Consider the following 17,231-nt stretch of genomic DNA (forward strand, 5'->3'; position numbering starts at 1 on the left):
CATGCCCACTGTCGACAAGAGCGCCCCGCCGCCATCGACGGCGGGAACGGAGAAACAGTCACCGGTTCGGAGCGTGCCATGATCGAGGCGATTCTCCCCGCCGGCACGGTCGCCGTCGACACCTTCACCGAGGCGCCCGACCCGTTTCTCTTTCCGGACGAGGAAAGGGTCGTCCGCGTCGCGGTGGACAAACGGCGGCGGGAGTTCACCACCGGCCGCTGGTGCGCCCGGCAGGCGATGGCCCGCCTCGGACGCGCACCGGCGTCGGTGCCGCCTGGGCCGCGCGGCGAACCGCGCTGGCCGGCCGGCCTGATCGGCAGCATCACGCACTGCGACGGCTACCGCGCCGCGGTGCTCGCCGAATCCGAGGTCATCACCACCATCGGCATCGACGCCGAGCCGAACGCACCGCTGCTCGACGACGTCCTGCCGGCCGTGTCGCTGCCTGAGGAACGGGAGCGGATCGGCCTGCTGCGGCGCGAGCACCCCGACGTGTGCTGGGACCGGTTGCTGTTCAGCGCCAAGGAGTCCGTCTACAAGGCCTGGTTCCCGCTGACCGGGCGCTGGCTGGACTTCGAGGACGCCGACATCACCTTCGACCCGCTGGCCGGCACCTTCGAGGCCCGGATACTGGTGACGGGGGCGCAGCTGCACGGGCGCCGGCTCACCGGCTTCAACGGCCGCTGGCTGGCCCGGCACGGGCTGGTCGTGACCGCCATCGCGGTGGTGGCACCCGCGTACGCCGTCGTCTGAACCGCTGGTCGGACCGCACGACTGGCGACGCCACGGCAGCAGGCCGCACCCGATGGGTGCGGCCTGCTGCCTGTCGCTCAGACGCTGGCGGAGTAGTCCGGGCTCAGACTCGCCGGCAGGTCGCCACGGCGGGCGACGTTCAACTTGCGGTACGTACGGGTCAGATGCTGCTCGACCGTGCTGATCGTGATGAACAGCTTCGCGGAGATCTCCCGGTTGCTGTAACCGGCCGCCGCCAAAGCGGCGACGCGATGCTCGGCCTCGCTCAGGACCGCCACCGCCACGACCGGGTTGATCGCATCCGCGGTGTCCCCCTCGTCCCAGCCGGACTCCAGGGTCAGCGCCTGAAGCAGCGGTAGCGCCCCTGCCTTCTCGGCCGTGGTACGCGCCCGCCGGGCGATGAGGCGGACCCGCCGCGACTCACCAAGCGTCTGGAACGCCTCGGTCAGGTCGACGAGGGTGCGGGCCAGCTCGTAGTCGTCACCGCCATTGTGCAGGTCGGCGGCCTGACGCAGGAACATCGGCCGGTGCCGGAGCTCTCCGCAGGCGGCGTACAGGCGCAGGGCCATGGCGCGCACCCGCGGCTGGCCGTCGCCGCAGCGCTTCAGCTGGTCCTCGATCAGCTGCTGGGCCTGCTCCGGCGCGTTCATCCGCAGCAACGTCTCGGCCGCGTCGACCCGCCACGGCACCAGGCCGGGGGTGTCCATTCCCCACTGCGCGGCCAGCTGGCCGCAGAGCCTGAAGTCGCGCAACGCCAGCGGCAACTCACCGACGGCGAGACTGTACCGGCCCCGAGCGTACAGGTAGTGCAATCCGAACCGGGTCTGGAACATCTCCTCCGGCACCGGCTGATCCAGGTGGTCGCGGACCGCACCGATGTCACCGATCGCGGTGGTCGCCATGATCAGAACAGCCAGCGGACCACCGATCGCGACGCCCCAACTGCTCGACGGCATCACGGTCAGCGCGTCGGTGGCGTGCTGCCGCGCCCCGGTCAGGTCGCCCAGGCGCATCGAGATCTCCGCGCGGATGGCCGCCAGCCGCGCCTGCCGGCTCGGCGAGCGTCGCATCCGCGCCTCGTCGACGAACGCGTCGCACCACACCGCGGCGTTGGCCGGGCAGCCACCGTAGGTGAGTGCCAGCAACGCACTCTCCACGGTGTCCAGGCTCATCTCGTCCAGGCGCGAGTTGCGCAGGATCCGTTCGGCCACCGCGATCGCTCGCTCCGACGGGCCGTCGCTGAGTACCCCGGCCAGCGCGGTGGCCGCCGACAGCCGATGACTGGCCGACACCGTCGGCATCGCCACCGGCAGCTGGATGCCCGGGTGCAGCAGGGGCCGGAAGGACGGGTACGTCGCCAGCATCAGCGGCCGGGTGATGACCAACTCGGCGAGGGTCTCCGCGTCGGCCTTGCCGCTGTGCGCGCTGATCAGCTCGAACGCCTCCCGAGCTTCGGTGAACTGGCCGTGCCAGAGCAGCGCCTTGGTCAGCACCAGCGCGTCCACCCCGCGCAGGTGCCCGCCACGCAGGGCGGCGGCCAACTCGGGCAGGTAACCGGTCGGCGCGCTCGGGTTGATCCGCCACTCGGCGCGTACCAGGGCGGCGGTGATCCGCGCGCGACGCTGGCTGTCGGTGCAGGCGCGCAGCGCGAGTTGCAGGTAGCGCACCGCCACCGCCACCTGGCCCTCCCGCAACGACTGCCGGGCGGCGTCCTCGAGCACCGGCACGGCCCACGCCTCGTTGACGTCGCCGGCGCCGAGCAGATGCTCGGCCACCACGCCGCTGGACGCGCCACCGCGATGAGCGAGCACCGCGGCCCGGCTGAACAGGTCGACCCGGTCCAGCTCGTCGATGTCGGCCAGCACCGCCGCGCGAGCGGCCGGATGCCGGAAGTCCGCACCGGACATCAGGCCCATCGTGGTCAGCGTGCGTACCGCCGGGCCGATCTGCCCGCCGTCGTCCGGGACCAACTGTTCGAGCAGCGCGAGATCGCCGCAGACCGCCAGCCCCTGGGCCACCCGCAGCACCCGGGCGCTGGTGCGGTGCAGGCAGGAGACCACCGCCCGGGCGAAGTTCTCCCCGGTCACCGGTTCGCCGCCGACCCCGGCACCGGCGGCCGACGCCTCCCGGTGATCGTCGAGCAGGCCACGTAGCAGCAGCGGGTTGCCACCGCTGACCTGCTGCCAGGCCGGCGCCAGCCGCTCGGCGTCGGCTTCGCCGACGTAGCTGGCCGCCAGTTCGCGCATCGCGTCGGCCGACAGGGCCGACAGGACGACCCGCGAGCCGTGCGGTGGCCGCCAGAACGCCTCGGTGTCGAATGCGACGTCGTCCCGGCGGCCCTGCTCGGTCTGGGTGAACAGCAGCAGCATCGGCGCGAAGCGCGCCCGCCGGGCCAGGTAGGACAGGCAGACGATCGACAGCCGGTCGGCGCGGTCGATGTCGTCGACCGCGATGATCAGCGGATAGCGGTGGGACAGCTCCAACAGGATCGTGCAGAGGGCGTGCACGATCTGCGGGTCGATCTGGTTGTCGCAGTCGTCGGCGCGGACCCCTTCGTACAGCAGGTTCATCGCGCGCCGCTGCTCCTCGGGAACCAGTGGCGCGTCGAGCAGCAACTGGGTGAGCACACCGAGCGGCAGGTCACGCTCGGCGTCCGCGCCGATCGCGGTGATCGCCAGGGCGTCGCGGTCCACCGCCCGGTCGGCGTAGGTGTTCAACAACTCGGTTTTGCCGGACGCTACCGCGCCCGCTATGACGGCGATCCGTCCTTTGCCGGCGACGGCCGAGGCAAGGAGGCCGTCCAGCGTGGCGATCGCGTCCGCGCGCTCGACCAACTTCATGATCATCCTCTCGATACGATCGCAGCTCCGGCTCGCTCACCTGGGATCGGCCGGTACTCCAGACGCTACGGACGGCCGCTGTCGTACCCCTATCGCCGCGCCATCCGTCGATCGTGCTCACCCGACCCGGGCGTAGCGGGGTGCGACCGCAGGCGCCTGGTCCTGCCTCGGCACCGAGGCCAGCGGGGTCCGACCGACCCGGGCCACCGCCGAGCGCACCGCGGCCGACACCGCCGCCGGCAGCTCGGCCTCGATGCCGGCGCCCCACAGGGTCTCGTCGCCCACCCGCAGCTCCGCGTAGACGACCAGGCCGGTCGAGTCGGCCAGCCCGGTGCCGGTGCGGTGCACCGCCCGCACCTCGACGCCCCAGCGGGCCAGCGCCCGCCCGATCCGTTCCAGCTCGTCGGTGCGTTGCCCACCGACGGTGAACGCGGCACCGTCGATGTGCAGATACGCGGACACCGGACGGGCCGTCGCCACCGGCACCACCATCAGCGACCCGGACACGTACTCGTCGCGGAACAGGGCACACACCCGCTCGGGGTCGATCTCGCCGCCCTCGGCATCGGCGTAGGACTGCACCAGGCCGGCGAACTCCAGCTGCAGATCCCGCGGCGGGTGCAGCCCGAGCCGGGAACTCAGCACGTACGCCACCCCGCCCTTGCCGGACTGGCTGTTGATCCGCACCACACTCTCGTAGGCGCGGCCCACGTCCTGAGGGTCGATCGGCAGATAGGGAATCTCCCAGGCGACCTCGTCCACCGGGACGCCCTGCTCGGCCGCGACCCGGCTCTGCTCGGCGAAACCCTTGTTGATGGCGTCCTGGTGGGAACCGGAGAAGGCGGTGTAGGCCAGGTCCCCGGCGTACGGGTGCCGGGGGTGCACCGGCAGGTCGGTGCACCGCTCGGCGGTGCGCCGGATCCGGTCCAGACCAGAGAAGTCGATGCCCGGGTCGACACCCTGGCTGAACAGGTTCAGCCCCAGCGTCACCAGGTCGACGTTGCCGGCCCGCTCGCCGTTACCGAACAGGCAGCCCTCGATGCGCTCGGCGCCGGCGAGCACGGCCAGCTCGGCGGTGGCCACCCCGGTACCCCGGTCGTTGTGCGGATGCACCGACAGGCACAGGTGCTCGCGCCGGCTCAGATGCCGGTCCATCCACTCGATCCGGTCGGCGAAGACGTTGGGCATGGTGCGTTCGACGGTGGTCGGGAAGTTCAGGATGATCGGCCGGCCGGGCTCCGGCTGCCACACGTCCATCACCGCCTCGCAGACCTCCAGGGAGAAGTCCGCCTCGGTGTCGTTGAACAGCTCGGGCGAGTACTGGTAGCCCAGGTCGCAGTCGGTGAGGCTCTCCTCGGCGTACTTCATCATCAGCTGCGTGCCGTGCACGGCGAGCTGCCGGCACCCGTCCCGGTCGACGCCGAGCACCATCCGGCGGAACAGCGGCGAGGTCGCGTTGTAGAGGTGCACGGTGGCGCGCGGCGCGCCGACCAGACTCTGCACGGTGCGCCGGATCAGGTCGTCCCGCGCCTGGACCAACACGGTGATCCGTACGTCGTCGGGAATCAGGTCCTTGTCGATGAGCAGCCGTAGGAAATCGTGGTCGTCCCTGCTCGCCGACGGAAAACCGACCTCGATCTCCCGGTAACCCATCGTCACCAGCAGCCGGAACATGCTCAGCTTCCGGGCCGGGTCCATCGGGTTGACGAGCGACTGGTTGCCGTCGCGAAGGTCGGTCGAGAGCCAGCGGGGGGCCGCGGCGATGACCCGATCCGGCCAGGTGCGGTCCGGCAACGGCTCATGGACGGCCGGCCGGTAGCGCTTCACCGCGTTGTGAAAGGAATGCATGATGTCCTCCTTGATCATCGCCGCGGCGTGTGGTCGTCGCGGCGCGTTCATCACGACGGCGCGCGCGGCGCGCCCTTCGATGTCAGCTGCGAGCACCGATGAACATCGAGCACGAGTACGGCGCCGGCAGCACCTGGATGTCGCAGACGTCCGTGTCGTCGAGGAGCCCGACGACAACCGCGATCTCGGGGTAGACGGTGCCGACTCCGAGATCGGCGAAGTAGGAGCCGCTGTCGAAAACGTCGCGGTAGTCGCCCTTGACCAGACGGTTGCCCGACCAGTCGAGGATGTGGCCGTGGTCGTCGGTCCCCACGCCGGCCACCGGCTTCCAGCCTTCGGGTGTACGTCGTTCCAGCCGCGCCGGAACTCCGGCTGCGGGCCGGCCGTATACCACATCAAGGGCCTGTGCAGTGACCTTCATCGACTTTTGCTCCTGTTCAGCCCGCGACTGCGCGAGCGCCTGGTTTCCGCGATCATCGAATGGGGTGCTATCGCCATGCATTCGAATGCCTATCGTCGCGGCTGATGCCGACCATTGGAGGCAGGAAAGAACTTCAATAGTGCGCCAATGGACCGGGGCCATAACTTCGTTTCCAGAACCGCTGCCGCACCGCCCTCTAGGCAGCCGGTAATCCGCTAAGAAACGAGGATTAACCATGCGTTCGACTGCTGCTCACATCGCCAAGGCCATTGTCGCCGGTTTGTTCGGTATCGGGCTCGCCCTGGCCGGTGCCTCCGCCGCACACGCCGACACCACGCTCTCCGCCGGCGAGACGACCGTGAGCTCGACCACGCTGGACAACTGGCCCTGGACCTGATCGACGCCGCACCGGACGGAATGCCCCACAACCACGGATTCGTGCTGCCGAACGACCCGCCACAGCAGAAAGACGGTGTGCAGGCTTATCGCCCGCACACCGTCTTTTTGCAATTGTGGTGCCGCAACCGGCACCACGGTTGCCCCGCCGAGCGGAAAGGCCGACACCGCCGGCCATTCGCCCGGCCCGTGGCGGCGGCTACGTCGCGGTCATCTCGTGGTGGGCTGGCGTGGCCGTCGCCTCGCTCTCCGCCGGCTCGGCGTACCGTTGGTCGCCACCACCGGCGGCGGCGTACGCCTCGCTGAGCATGGCCAGCACCCGCGCCTCGAACGTCGGCGCCTGGATGCTGCGGAACAGGCTCAGGGCCCGGTTCAGGTGCACCACCGCCTGCGGTGCCTTACCGACCGCCAGGTCCAACTCGCCCAGGCTGCGTTCGACCCGCGCCTCGATCATCCGCTCGCCCGTGCTGGACGCCAGCCTCCGCGCTTCGGTGAGCGCGCGGCCCGCCTGCTCGTGGTCGCCGGAGCACAGGTGGGCCAGGCCCAGTCCGTGCAGCGCGTAGGCCTGGCCGATCGGATCACCCAGGTCACGCACCACGGTCAGGGTCTCGTCGAACGCCGTCACGGCCGCCGCGTGGTCCCCGGCGCTCAGGTGCGCGTCGGCCAGCCGGAGCATCACCTGCGCCTCGACGCGCCGGCTGCCAGCCTGTCGACTCAGCTCCAACGCGCGCGGCAATATCCGCTTGGCCTCCTCCGGGTTGCCGCGTTCCAGCGCGGTCTGCGCCATGCTGTTCAGCACGTAGGCCGCCGCGGTCAGGTCACCGGCGGCGAGCAGCACGTGCAACGCACTCTCGTAGCGACGCGTCGCGTTGTCGAAGTCGCTGGCGATCCGGTCCAGATAGGCCAGTTGGCGGCTGACCAGGGCGACCCCGTGCTCGGCACCGAGCTGTTTGAACAGCAGCTCGGACTGCTCCAGATTCTCCCGCGCGTCGGTGAAGCGCTTCTCGACGATGCCGAGCGAGCCGGTGGAGTACAGCATCACCGCCTCGCCGCGCTGATCGCCAACGGATCGGCACGCGGCCAGGGCCACCCGGTGGGTCTCTCGCCAGTCGTCGAGATAGATCCGCGACTCGAACAGGGTCACCGACGTGAACGCGAGGTCCCAGCACAGCTCGACCAGGCCGACCTTGACCGTCTGGCGCACGGCGGCGACCAGGTTCAGGCGCTCGCGCTCCAGCCAGCCCAGCGGATCACGGATGATCCGCGCCACCACCTTCGGGGCGAACGTCCACCGCTCGGCCTGACTGTGCACCTGCCGAGTGTCGCAACCGTGCAACCGCTCGTGCGCCTGCTCGGCGAGGAAGAGCAGCCCGCCGAGCACCCGCGCCAAGGCCGCGCTGTGGTCGGTGGCGCACTCCTCCGCGGCCAGCCGTTCCCGAGCGAACACCCGGATGAGATCGTGAAGCCGGTACTGGGCGCGCGGACCCCCCTCGGTGCCGGTGATCTCGACCAGCTGCGCGTCGACCAGCTCATCGAGCAGGTCCTGCGCGTCGGCCAGCGGCTGGTCGAGCAGCGCGGCGCTGACCCAGCCACCGAAGGCCGGGAAATCGAGCAGGGCCAGCCGGCGGAACAGCCGGCGGGCCTCATCGGCCAGGTTGTCGTAGGTGAGCGAGATGCTCACCCGGATCCCCAGGGCACCGTGCTTGAGCTCGTCGAGTCGGCGGGATTCGTTCTCCAGACGGCTGGCGAGCTGCTCCACCGTCCAGTGCGGGCGCGCCGACAGCCGCGCGCCGGCGATCCGCAACGCCAGCGGCAGCTGCCCGCACAGCTCGGCCAGCTCGGCCGCCGCGTCCGCCTCGGCCTGCACCCGGTCGCCCCCGGCTATCCGCGACAACAGCGCGATCGACTGGACCGAGTCGAAGACGTCCACCTCGATGTGCACCGCGCCCGGGAGCCCGGCCAGGCGCCGCCGGCTGGTGACCAGCACCGCGGAGCTGGGGTTGCCCGGCAGCAGCGGCAGCAGTTGCGTCTCGCTGCCGGCGTTGTCCAGCACGACCAGGATGCGCCGGTCGGCCAGCAGGTCGCGGTACATCTCCGCGCGCTCCTCCAGCTCGTCCGGGATCGCGTTGCCCGGCACGCCGAGGCCGCGCAGGAAGCGTTCCAGCACCTGGGTCGGACTGGCCTGCCGGGACGTACCGCCGTGCAGGTCGGCGAAGAGCTGGCCGTCCGGATAGCGCCAGGTGAGCCGGTGCGCGACGTGTACGCACAGCGAGGTCTTGCCGATGCCGGGCTTGCCGGCGACCACGACGATCGGCACCGCCAACTGAGCTGGGTTCTCCGCGGCCTCGGCGAGCCTTTCCTGAATTTCCTGGACCTGTTCGGTGCGACCGGTGAAGTCCGCGATGTCGGTGGGCAGCAGACTCGGGCCGCCACCGGTGACCGGCAGGGGCACGCCGACGCCGGTGACCGGCAGGATCGGGCCGTCGGCGGCCGGCAGGGGCGGCCCGACGCCGTCGTGCGTCGTCTGCTCGGCGATGGCGGCCGGCGGCGGGATGACCACCGGCTCGGCCGCGACGGGCAGCCCGATCTCGATCCTCGCCGGGGGCACCGGCGCGCTGAGCCCGATGTCGGAGCCGAGGATCGAGCGCTCCAACCGCTGCAACCGCTCGCTGGGCTCCAGGCCGAGATCCTCGATCAGGATCCGGCGGGCCGAGCGATAGCACTCCAGCGCCTCGGCCTGCCGGCCGGACCGGTAGAGCGCGAGCATCAACTGCCCACGCAGCCGCTCGCGCAGCGGGTGGGCGGCGACCAGCCCGGTCAGCTCGGCGATCACGTCATCGTGTCGGCCCAGGGCGAGCTCGAAGTCGATGCACTCCTCGACGGCGGTCAGCCGGCGCTCGACGAGTCGGTCGGCGGCCGCGCGCAGTGGCTCGCTGTCCAGGCCCTCCAGCGGCGCCCCGCGCCACATGCGCAGTGCCTCGCGGTAGAGCCGCACGGCCTCGTCCCGGTCGGCGGTCGCGCCCGCCCGGGTGAGCAACGACTCGTACCGTTGCAGATCGACATCGTCGTCGGGCACCTCCAGGGCGTACCCCTGGTGCCGCGTGGCGATCGCCTCCGGGCGCCCGTTGGCCGCCAGCAGCCGACGGAGCGCGGACACACAGATCTGCACCTGGGCACGGGCGCTGTTGGGCAGCCGATCGCCGTAGACCGCGGTCACCAGTCGTCCGACCGAGATCACCCGGCGCGGTTCCAGGGCCAGGCTGGCGAGGACGATCTGCTGACGATGACCCCCCAGGTCGAGCCGGCCGCCGTCGTCGTCGACCGCTTCCAGCGGACCGAGTACCCGGAACTCCATCGACCCGCCTACCCTGCGCCACCGTGACGTATTCGTCCCGATGGGCCCGATGGGGTAGCCATACTCACGACTTGTCGACGCCTGCCCTGCGAATCAGCATATTTGCCCCATTTTCGGTGACCACACCACAATGCACTCCTCGACCGTGTGTCACATTGAGAGATTACGAACGCATCCATGGCCGCCGCTACCCGATTACCGAAGCATTCGTCCAATCAGGACTGTCCGTTCAATCGATTGTGCAACGACACACGGTGTGGGCGTAGTGACGGGCCGCAGTGCCGCTCGGTGATTCGCGGTAGTCGACCCGAATGGACACCGCCAAACCCTTAGCAGCCCCGGATTTTTCGTCAGGCGGAGAAAAGGGGTGCCACCGGCATCAGACCCGCTCTTAGCGTAGCGGGCATGCAGGATCAAACGGCGACAGCTCTCGTGGTGGAGTATCTCAATCGTGCCGCCGCTCACCACGGCGAGGGGCATGTGACCCGCGACGACGTCGACACCGCCATGCGCCTCGGCTGCGGCCTGCCGCAGGGTCCCCTCGCTCACCTCGACGACCTCGGCATCGACGTCGCCATCGCCATGCTCGACGACGCCGGAGTCCGGCCTGCGGCGATCCTCATCCGGATGGCGTGCGACGGTCGGCTGGGCCGCCGCGTCGGCCGCGGCTTCTACGAGTACGACCGACCGGACACCGGCCAGACCGGCGCCCCGCGGGATGCCGGTCTGTCGGGTGAGCCGCGTCCACTGCGCCGACTCGGCGTCGTCGGGTCGGGCACCATGGCACGCGGCATCGCGCAGGTCGGCGCCGTCGCCGGCCTGCACACCACGGTGGTGGCCCGGACCGACGAGCGGGCCGCCCTGGCTCGCGCGCAGATCGGCCGCTCGCTCACCGCCGCGGTGTCGCGCGGCCGCCTCGACGAGCCGACCCGGATGACCGCCGAGGAGTGCCTGACCACCTCGGCCGACCAGGCCACCCTCGCCGGTTGCGACGTCGTCGTCGAGGCGGTGGCTGAGGACGCCGACATCAAGCGGCGGGTGTTCGCCGCGCTGGCCGCCGCCTGCCCGACCGACACGGTGCTCGCCACCACCACCTCGAGCCTGTCCGTCGCCGCGTGCGCGGCCGCCGCCGGCCGCCCCGCCGACGTGCTCGGTCTGCACTTCTTCAACCCGGCACCGGCGATGCGGCTGGTCGAGATCGCCGCTACCGCGACCACCTCGGCGCGGACGGTGGCCACGGCGCACGCCCTGGTGCGGCGCCTGGGCAAGGTCTCCGTGCACAGTGCCGACCGGTGCGGATTCATCGTCAACTACCTGCTGTTCGGCTACCTCAACCGCGCCATCAGCGCGCTGGAGCGCGGTGAGGTGCAGGCCGAGGAGTTCGACGCCACCATCCGCGCCGAGTTCGGCTACCCGATGGGCCCGTTCGCGCTGCTCGACACCATCGGACTCGACGTGTCGTTGGCCATTCTGCGCCGGCTCCACGACGAGTTCGGCGAGCCCTGCTTCGCCCCAGCGCCGGTCCTGTCCGCGCTGGTCGCCGCCGGACGACTGGGTCGCAAGACCGGCACCGGCTTCCTGAGTGAGATACCCCGAACCCGGCCACGGCAGACGGCGATGGCCGGCAACGCCGCAGCAGGAGGTGTCCGATGAACCCGAACTTCGCCGCGGCGGTCGTGGCCGCGCCCGACGCCGCCGCGGTGGCCGCCATACCGGTACCGGAGTACTACCGAGGGGCCGTGCTGCTCGAGGATGACCAGCACATGTTCGACGACATTCCGATCGCCGAGCGCGAACCGGCCAAGGCGTTGCACGTGCGCGACGTGCCGACCCCGGAGCCAGGGCCCGGTGAGGCGCTGATCGCCGTGATGGCGAGCGCGGTCAACTACAACACCGTGTGGAGCGCGCTGTTCGCACCGGTGCCCACCTTCAGCTTCCTGCGCCGTTACGCCCGCACCGGCGATCTCGCCGCCCGGCACGCCCAGCCGTACCACGTGATCGGCTCCGACCTCGCCGGCATCGTCCTGCGCACCGGGCCTGGGGTGCAGCGTTGGCGCCCGGGTGATCGTGTGGTCGCGCACTGCCTGTCGGTACAGCTACAGCACCCGGACGGCCACGACGACAGCATGCTGGACCCGGAGCAGCGCATCTGGGGGTACGAGACGAACTTCGGTGGGCTCGCCGACCTGGCGCTGGTGAAGGCGAACCAACTCATGCCGAAGGCGACCCACTTGACCTGGGAAGAGGCCGCGTCGCCCGGGCTGGTCAACTCCACCGTCTATCGGCAGTTGGTGTCACCGCACGGCGCGGGCATGCGCCTCGGCGACAACGTGCTGATCTGGGGTGCTGCCGGCGGGCTGGGCTCGTTCGCCGTGCAGTACGCGCTGTGCGGGGGTGCCACTCCGATATGCGTGGTCTCCAGCTCCGAGAAGGCTGAGGTGTGTCGGCGCATGGGTGCCGAGGCGGTCATCGACCGGGAGGCCGAGGCCTACCGATTCTGGCGCGACGACACCACCCAGGACCCGCGCGAGTGGCGCCGGTTCGGCCAGCGCATCCGCGAGCTGACCGGAGGAGAGGATCCCGACATCGTCTTCGAGCACCCCGGGCGCGAGACGTTCGGCGCGTCCGTCTATGTCGCCCGCCGTGGCGGCACAGTGGTGACCTGTGCCTCCACCAGCGGGTACGAGCACCAGTTCGACAACCGCCATCTGTGGATGAGTCTCAAGCGGATCGTCGGGACGCACTTCGCCAACTACCGCGAGGCATGGCAGGCCAACCGGCTCGTCGTGCGGGGCCGCATCCATCCGACGCTGTCCGTCACCTACCCCCTCGACGACGTCGGACAGGCCGTCGACGACCTGCACCGCAACCGGCACCAGGGCAAGGTCGGCGTGCTCTGCCTGGCAGCCGCCGAGGGCGGCGGCGTCGAGGACCCCGAACTGCGGGAGCGGCATCTGACGGCGATCAACCGGTTCCGGCCGCCGGCCGGGTGCGCGGCATGAACGGTCCCGATCCGCGCTGGATCCGGCGGTACCACCGCGGGCCGGAAGCCGCCGTCACCCTGGTCTGTCTGGCCCACGCCGGTGGCTCGGCCAACTTCTTCTACCCGTTCTCGGCAGCCCTGTCCCGCTCGGTCGACGTGGTGGCCGTGCAGTACCCGGGCCGCCAGGACCGTCACGACGAGCCGCAGGTCGACAACTTGGCGGCGCTCGCCGCGGCGGTGGCCGAGCAGGTGGCCGTCTTCGGCCCGCGACCGGTCGCGTTGTTCGGCCACAGCATGGGCGCGCTCGTGGGTTACGAGACCGCGCGGCTGCTGGAACAGGCCGGCCACCAGCCGACACACCTGTTCGCCTCCGGCCGGCGGGCCCCGTCGACGAGCCGGCCGGAGGCGGTCCATCGGCTCAGCGACAACCGGCTGGTCGCCCACGTGCAGGAACTCGACGGCGACGCCGGCGTCGCCGAGGCGCTCAACGATCCCGACGTGCGCGCCATGGCGCTGCCCGCGCTGCGTACCGACTACCGCGCCGTGGAGACCTATCCGGTCACGGCCGGGCCGCCGCTGCACTGCCCGATCACCGTGCTCACCGGCCGCGACGACCCGGTGGTCAGCGCCGCCGAAGCGGCCGCCTGGCAGGGGCACACCCTCGGTAGCTTCGAGTGTCTGACCTTCCCGGGCCGTCACTTCTTCGTGGCCACCCACCGGGACGCGGTCGTGTCCGAGATCGAGCGCCGGCTCGTCGCGGTGCCGACCGCTCCCCGCTGAAGCCACAGGTATGCGCCGGGTGGGTCGGGCACGGACCGTCCGACGCCGGGTGGGCCGGGCACCACGACGCTCAGGAAGCGTCGCCCCGGGTGGTCTCGAGTTTCGTGTGCAGGATTTCGCGGGCCTGACCCGCGGCCCGGGCGATGCTCTCCGAGACGAAGTCGACGAAGCGGGCGATGTTCTCCAGCCGGGTGGCGGCCGGTGTGCCACGGCCGAGGACACCCACACCCTGCCGGGCGATCTCGCCGAGGTGGGCGGTGGCTCGGGCGCTGGCCATCACCGACTCGTACAGCACGTCGTCGTCGACGACGTAGCGTTCCCGACGTCGTTCGTCACGTTCCCGGCGGACCAGGCCCTGGCTGTCGAGAAAGGCGACCGCCTTGGAGACCGACGCCGGACTCACCCGCAGACGCCCGACCAGCTCCGAGGCGCTGAGGCTGCCGGTGTCGGTCGTGTAGAGGCAGGCCAGCGTCCGGGCCGTCATCCGGGGCAGTCCCGACTGCATGAAGACCGTGGCGAAGGTCTCCTCGTACTCCTGCACGGCCTGGGCGTCACGACCGTGCGCCCGTGGTGGTGTGTCGGCACGCCCGGGGGTGGCCTTTCGGCGGCGCCGGACGCGTCGCTCGGTGGCGTGGTGAGCGAGGTCGGCGCGGTAGGCGGTGGGGCCGCCGTTGCGCATCACCTCGCGAGTGATCGTCGAGGTCGGCCGGTTGAGACGCCGGGCGATCGCCGCGTAGGCGAGGCCGTCGGCCAACCCGAGGGCGATCTGCTGGCGCTCGGGTTGAGTGAGCCTACCTCCCGGCATCATGGCCTCCTTCCGTGCTCCGCACCGGCCCCGAGCATAGCGTTCACCTGCCTTCTATTGCAACGGTCCCGCCCGCAGCGTTGCATTGAATGCCATGCCATTGCAACGAAATAGCCGTCTTGAGCTGCTGGTTTATCTAGCTTTTGCAACGGAGTTGTTGCCACCCTATTGAAAGCAACGTAGTGTTTCCTACATCGGAAACATCATTCAGGAGGAGCCATGATGCAGAGGTTCGACACCCCCGCCGCAATCTCGGCCGTGCTCGACATCCCCGCGGGACGCATCCAGATCATTGCCGCCGACCGCACCGACACGACCGTGGAGATCCTGCCCACCGACGCCGGCAAGTCCCGCGACGTGACCGCGGCCGAGCGCGTCGTGGTCACCTTCGACGACAATGTCCTGCGCGTCCAGGCGGCGGAGCCGGCGCGGCGGATCCTCGGTTCGTCCGGATCCGTCGAGGTCACGGTGCAGCTGCCCGCCGGTTCACGGGTCGAGGCGGAGGCCGCCAGCGTCGAGTTCCGTGGCGTCGGCCGCCTCGGCGACGTCACCTTCGACGGTGCGGAGGGCGTGGTGAAGCTCGACGAGACCGCGCAGGCCCGCCTGACCCTGCAGTCGGGCGACATCACCGTCGGCCGTCTCGGCGGTCCCGGGCAAATCAGCACCCAGCGGGGCGACCTGACCGTCGCCGAGGCCGTCGCCGGCACCGTCACGCTGCGCACCGAACAGGGCAACATCACGATCGGCGCCGCCCGCGACAGCTCGGCCACCCTGGACGCCGGCACCACGTACGGCCGCGTCCGCAACGAGCTGCGCAACACCGACGGTGCCGCCGCCGGCCTGAACATCCACGCGACCACCGCCTACGGTGACATCGCCGCCCGCAGCCTGTAGGGGTCGCCGGCCACGGCCGACCCGGCGGTGACGAGCCGAGCCACCCGCACCACCACCCTGCTTTCCACTCCCCCGCCCGGGCGGCGTACGCGGACACCACCGTCGGCGTACGCCGCCCGGGCGGTGGTGTCCGGCCGAGAAGAGTCGTGCCGCTCAGGCCGCCTCCGGCACCAGCAACCGCGCCGGAGGTCTCGGCCCCGGGTCGGCGACAAGTGCCCGCGCGAGCGCGTCGACGAAGGCGTCGGCCTGAGCCGCGGTGAGCACCAGGGGCGGCGCGAGCCGGATCACGGCGGGTTGAACGGCGTCGACCAGGAAGCCGGCCGCCCGCAGCCAGTCGGTCACCGGCACGGCGACCGGTTCGGTGAGCGCGATGCCGAGCAGCAGCCCGGCGCCACGCACCCCGGCGATCAGCGGGTGCGCGACCGCCTCGATGCCGGCGCGCAGCCGGTCGCCGACCCGCTTGACGTGGTCGAGCAGGCCCATGCCGGCGATGGTGCGGATCACCGCCAGCCCCGCCGCGCAACTGAGCGGGCTGCCACCGACCGTGGTCCCGTGGGCACCGGTGGCCAGCAGGTCCGCCGCCGTCCCGAACGCCAGGCAGGCCCCGAGCGGCAGGCCGCCACCGAGGCCCTGGGCCAGGGTGACGAAGTCCGGCGCGATCCCCTCGCTCTGGTGGTGGAACCAGTACCCGGTGCGCCCGAGGGCGGTGTGTACCTCGTCCAGCACCAGCAACGCCCCGGTCGCCGTACAGATCGTGCGGGCCGCCGCGAGGTAGCCCGGCGGCGGCACCAGCACGCCGTTCTCGCCCTGAATCGCCTCCAGGATCACCATCGCCGTGGCGTCACTGACCGCGCCGCGCAATGCCTCGACATCACCGAACGGGACATGGGTGACGACGTCCGGCAGCGTTCGGAACGGATGCACCCTGCCCGGCTGACCGTTGAACGCGAGCGTCCCCATGGTCCGGCCGTGGAAGGCTCCGGTCGTCGCGACCACCTCGGACCGTCCGGTGAGGCGCGCCACCTGGAACGCCGTCTCGTTCGCCTCGGCGCCCGAGTCGGTGAACACCACCCGCCCCGGCCCGGTCAGGGCCAGCAGCAGTTCGCCGAGCAGCACGGTCGGCTCGGCCACGTCCCGGCTGGATACGTGGCCGAGCGTCGCGGCCTGCCTGGACACCGCGTTCACGACGGCCGGGTGGGCATGCCCCAGCACGTTCGTCGCGGCGCCGCCCATCAGGTCTAGGTACTCCCGACCCGCGTCGTCGGTCACCACCGCGCCACTGCCCTTGACCAGCGCCAGACCCGGCGTGCCGTAACTGCTCACCGTCGTGCGCGACCAGCGCTCGGTAAGTGCTCTGCGGCCGCCGCCGTCATCGCGGATCGCCATCACGGCGCCCAGATCCGCGCCATGTCGGTCAGCAGCCTGCGCTCCTCGTCCCTGAGATAGAAGTGCCCACCGGGAAACAGCCGGAGCCGGAAGGGTCCGCGCGTGACGTCCGCCCACCTCCGCATCGTCTCCGGGCTGATCGCGGTGTCCTGCTCGCCCAGGTACCCGAACACCGGGCAGTCGAGCAGCGGCCGATGCCCGCCGCGGTAGTCGTTCACCAGCTCCAGGTCCGCGCGGATGGCGGGCAACGCGAACTCCCGCAGTTCCAGGTCGGCGAAGACCTCGGTACGGCTCGCGTCGTGGCGGACGATCTCGGCGATGATCTCGTCATCGGTGTATCTGAGCCGTGGCTGGTCCACCAGCGCCGCGGGAGGAAGCCGGGCCGACACGCACAGCGCGGCCGGGGGACGACCTCGCCGGTGCAGGCGCACGGCCACCTCGTGCGCCACCGACGCGCCCATGCTGTGCCCGAACAGCACGAGCCGCTGCCCGGCCAGCCCGTCGAGCACGTCGGTCACGTCGTCCGCCAGGGCCTCGATACTGGACGGGAACGGCTCGGTGAGGCGGTCCTCCCGGCCCGGGTACCGGATGCCGAGCACGCCGATGTCCTTCGGCAGGCTCGCCGGCCAGGTGCGGTATGCGCTCGCCCAGCCGCCGGCGTGGGGAAAACAGACGAGCTTCGTCTCACACCCCTCGCCGTCGTGGAAGCGACGGATCCACCGGTCCTTCGTCAGGGTTCTCATCACACCGTCTCCTCTCCAGGTCGCCGA

The 17,231-nt window shown here is 71.0% G+C and carries 13 protein-coding genes; 6 read left to right on the forward strand and 7 right to left on the reverse strand.

Annotated features, from left to right (window positions below; translation table 11 throughout):
- Positions 1–78 precede the first annotated feature (78 nt).
- Positions 79–753: a 4'-phosphopantetheinyl transferase family protein gene (locus tag ENC19_RS22425; protein WP_164449055.1), complete on the forward strand. Its 675-nt coding sequence runs from the start codon at positions 79–81 to the stop codon at positions 751–753.
- Between the two features lie 77 nt (positions 754–830).
- Here the strand turns inward: ENC19_RS22425 and ENC19_RS22430 are convergent, their stop codons facing one another.
- From ENC19_RS22430 to ENC19_RS22440, 3 genes are all read right to left on the reverse strand, one after another.
- Positions 831–3,593, reverse strand: coding sequence for a helix-turn-helix transcriptional regulator (locus ENC19_RS22430; protein WP_164449056.1), 2,763 nt, complete (start codon positions 3,591–3,593; stop codon positions 831–833).
- Between the two features lie 117 nt (positions 3,594–3,710).
- Positions 3,711–5,441, reverse strand: a complete 1,731-nt coding sequence (locus ENC19_RS22435) for a 2-isopropylmalate synthase (protein ID WP_208020985.1) — start codon at positions 5,439–5,441, stop codon at positions 3,711–3,713.
- Between the two features lie 82 nt (positions 5,442–5,523).
- On the reverse strand, positions 5,524–5,943 hold the full coding sequence (locus ENC19_RS22440; RefSeq protein WP_164449057.1) for a hydroxyisourate hydrolase: 420 nt from the start codon (positions 5,941–5,943) through the stop codon (positions 5,524–5,526).
- A 154-nt stretch (positions 5,944–6,097) separates the two neighbouring features.
- On the opposite strand from ENC19_RS22440, the gene ENC19_RS22445 reads away from it, so the two are divergent.
- The gene (locus ENC19_RS22445) at positions 6,098–6,259 is read left to right on the forward strand and encodes a hypothetical protein (RefSeq protein ID WP_164449058.1); all 162 of its coding nucleotides are present in this window, start codon (positions 6,098–6,100) and stop codon (positions 6,257–6,259) included.
- 198 nt (positions 6,260–6,457) lie between these two features.
- Here ENC19_RS22445 and ENC19_RS22450 read toward each other — a convergent pair whose 3' ends face one another.
- Positions 6,458–9,613: an AfsR/SARP family transcriptional regulator gene (locus ENC19_RS22450; RefSeq protein ID WP_164449059.1), complete on the reverse strand. Its 3,156-nt coding sequence runs from the start codon at positions 9,611–9,613 to the stop codon at positions 6,458–6,460.
- A 405-nt stretch (positions 9,614–10,018) separates the two neighbouring features.
- Here ENC19_RS22450 and ENC19_RS22455 point away from each other — a divergent pair, with 405 nt between their 5' ends.
- The 3 genes from ENC19_RS22455 to ENC19_RS22465 are packed head-to-tail and all read left to right on the forward strand — an operon-like array spanning position 10,019 to position 13,376.
- Positions 10,019–11,266, forward strand: coding sequence for a 3-hydroxyacyl-CoA dehydrogenase NAD-binding domain-containing protein (locus ENC19_RS22455; protein WP_164449060.1), 1,248 nt, complete (start codon positions 10,019–10,021; stop codon positions 11,264–11,266).
- Entirely contained in the window at positions 11,263–12,615 is a 1,353-nt protein-coding gene (ccrA, locus tag ENC19_RS22460) for a crotonyl-CoA carboxylase/reductase (RefSeq protein WP_164449061.1), read from the forward strand. The genes ENC19_RS22455 and ccrA overlap by 4 nt, the downstream gene beginning before the upstream one ends.
- Positions 12,612–13,376 carry a thioesterase II family protein gene (locus ENC19_RS22465; RefSeq protein ID WP_164449062.1) on the forward strand — a complete coding sequence of 255 codons (765 nt, stop codon included), beginning with the start codon at positions 12,612–12,614 and terminating at the stop codon, positions 13,374–13,376. The genes ccrA and ENC19_RS22465 overlap by 4 nt, the downstream gene beginning before the upstream one ends.
- A gap of 70 nt (positions 13,377–13,446) precedes the next feature.
- Here ENC19_RS22465 and ENC19_RS22470 read toward each other — a convergent pair whose 3' ends face one another.
- A complete protein-coding gene (locus ENC19_RS22470) occupies positions 13,447–14,181 on the reverse strand; it encodes a helix-turn-helix domain-containing protein (protein ID WP_164449063.1) in 735 nt (244 codons plus the stop codon).
- A 222-nt stretch (positions 14,182–14,403) separates the two neighbouring features.
- Between ENC19_RS22470 and ENC19_RS22475 the strand changes: the two genes are divergently transcribed.
- A complete protein-coding gene (locus ENC19_RS22475; protein WP_164449064.1) occupies positions 14,404–15,075 on the forward strand; it encodes a DUF4097 family beta strand repeat-containing protein in 672 nt (223 codons plus the stop codon).
- 153 nt (positions 15,076–15,228) lie between these two features.
- Here ENC19_RS22475 and ENC19_RS22480 read toward each other — a convergent pair whose 3' ends face one another.
- Positions 15,229–16,461, reverse strand: coding sequence for an acetylornithine transaminase (locus tag ENC19_RS22480; protein WP_164449065.1), 1,233 nt, complete (start codon positions 16,459–16,461; stop codon positions 15,229–15,231).
- The gene (locus ENC19_RS22485; RefSeq protein ID WP_164449066.1) at positions 16,461–17,204 is read right to left on the reverse strand and encodes a thioesterase II family protein; all 744 of its coding nucleotides are present in this window, start codon (positions 17,202–17,204) and stop codon (positions 16,461–16,463) included. Before ENC19_RS22485 ends, ENC19_RS22480 begins: the two co-directional genes overlap by 1 nt.
- Positions 17,205–17,231 lie beyond the last annotated feature (27 nt).

The organism is Verrucosispora sioxanthis (assembly GCF_010560025.1).
Classification (GTDB): domain Bacteria; phylum Actinomycetota; class Actinomycetes; order Mycobacteriales; family Micromonosporaceae; genus Micromonospora; species Micromonospora palythoicola.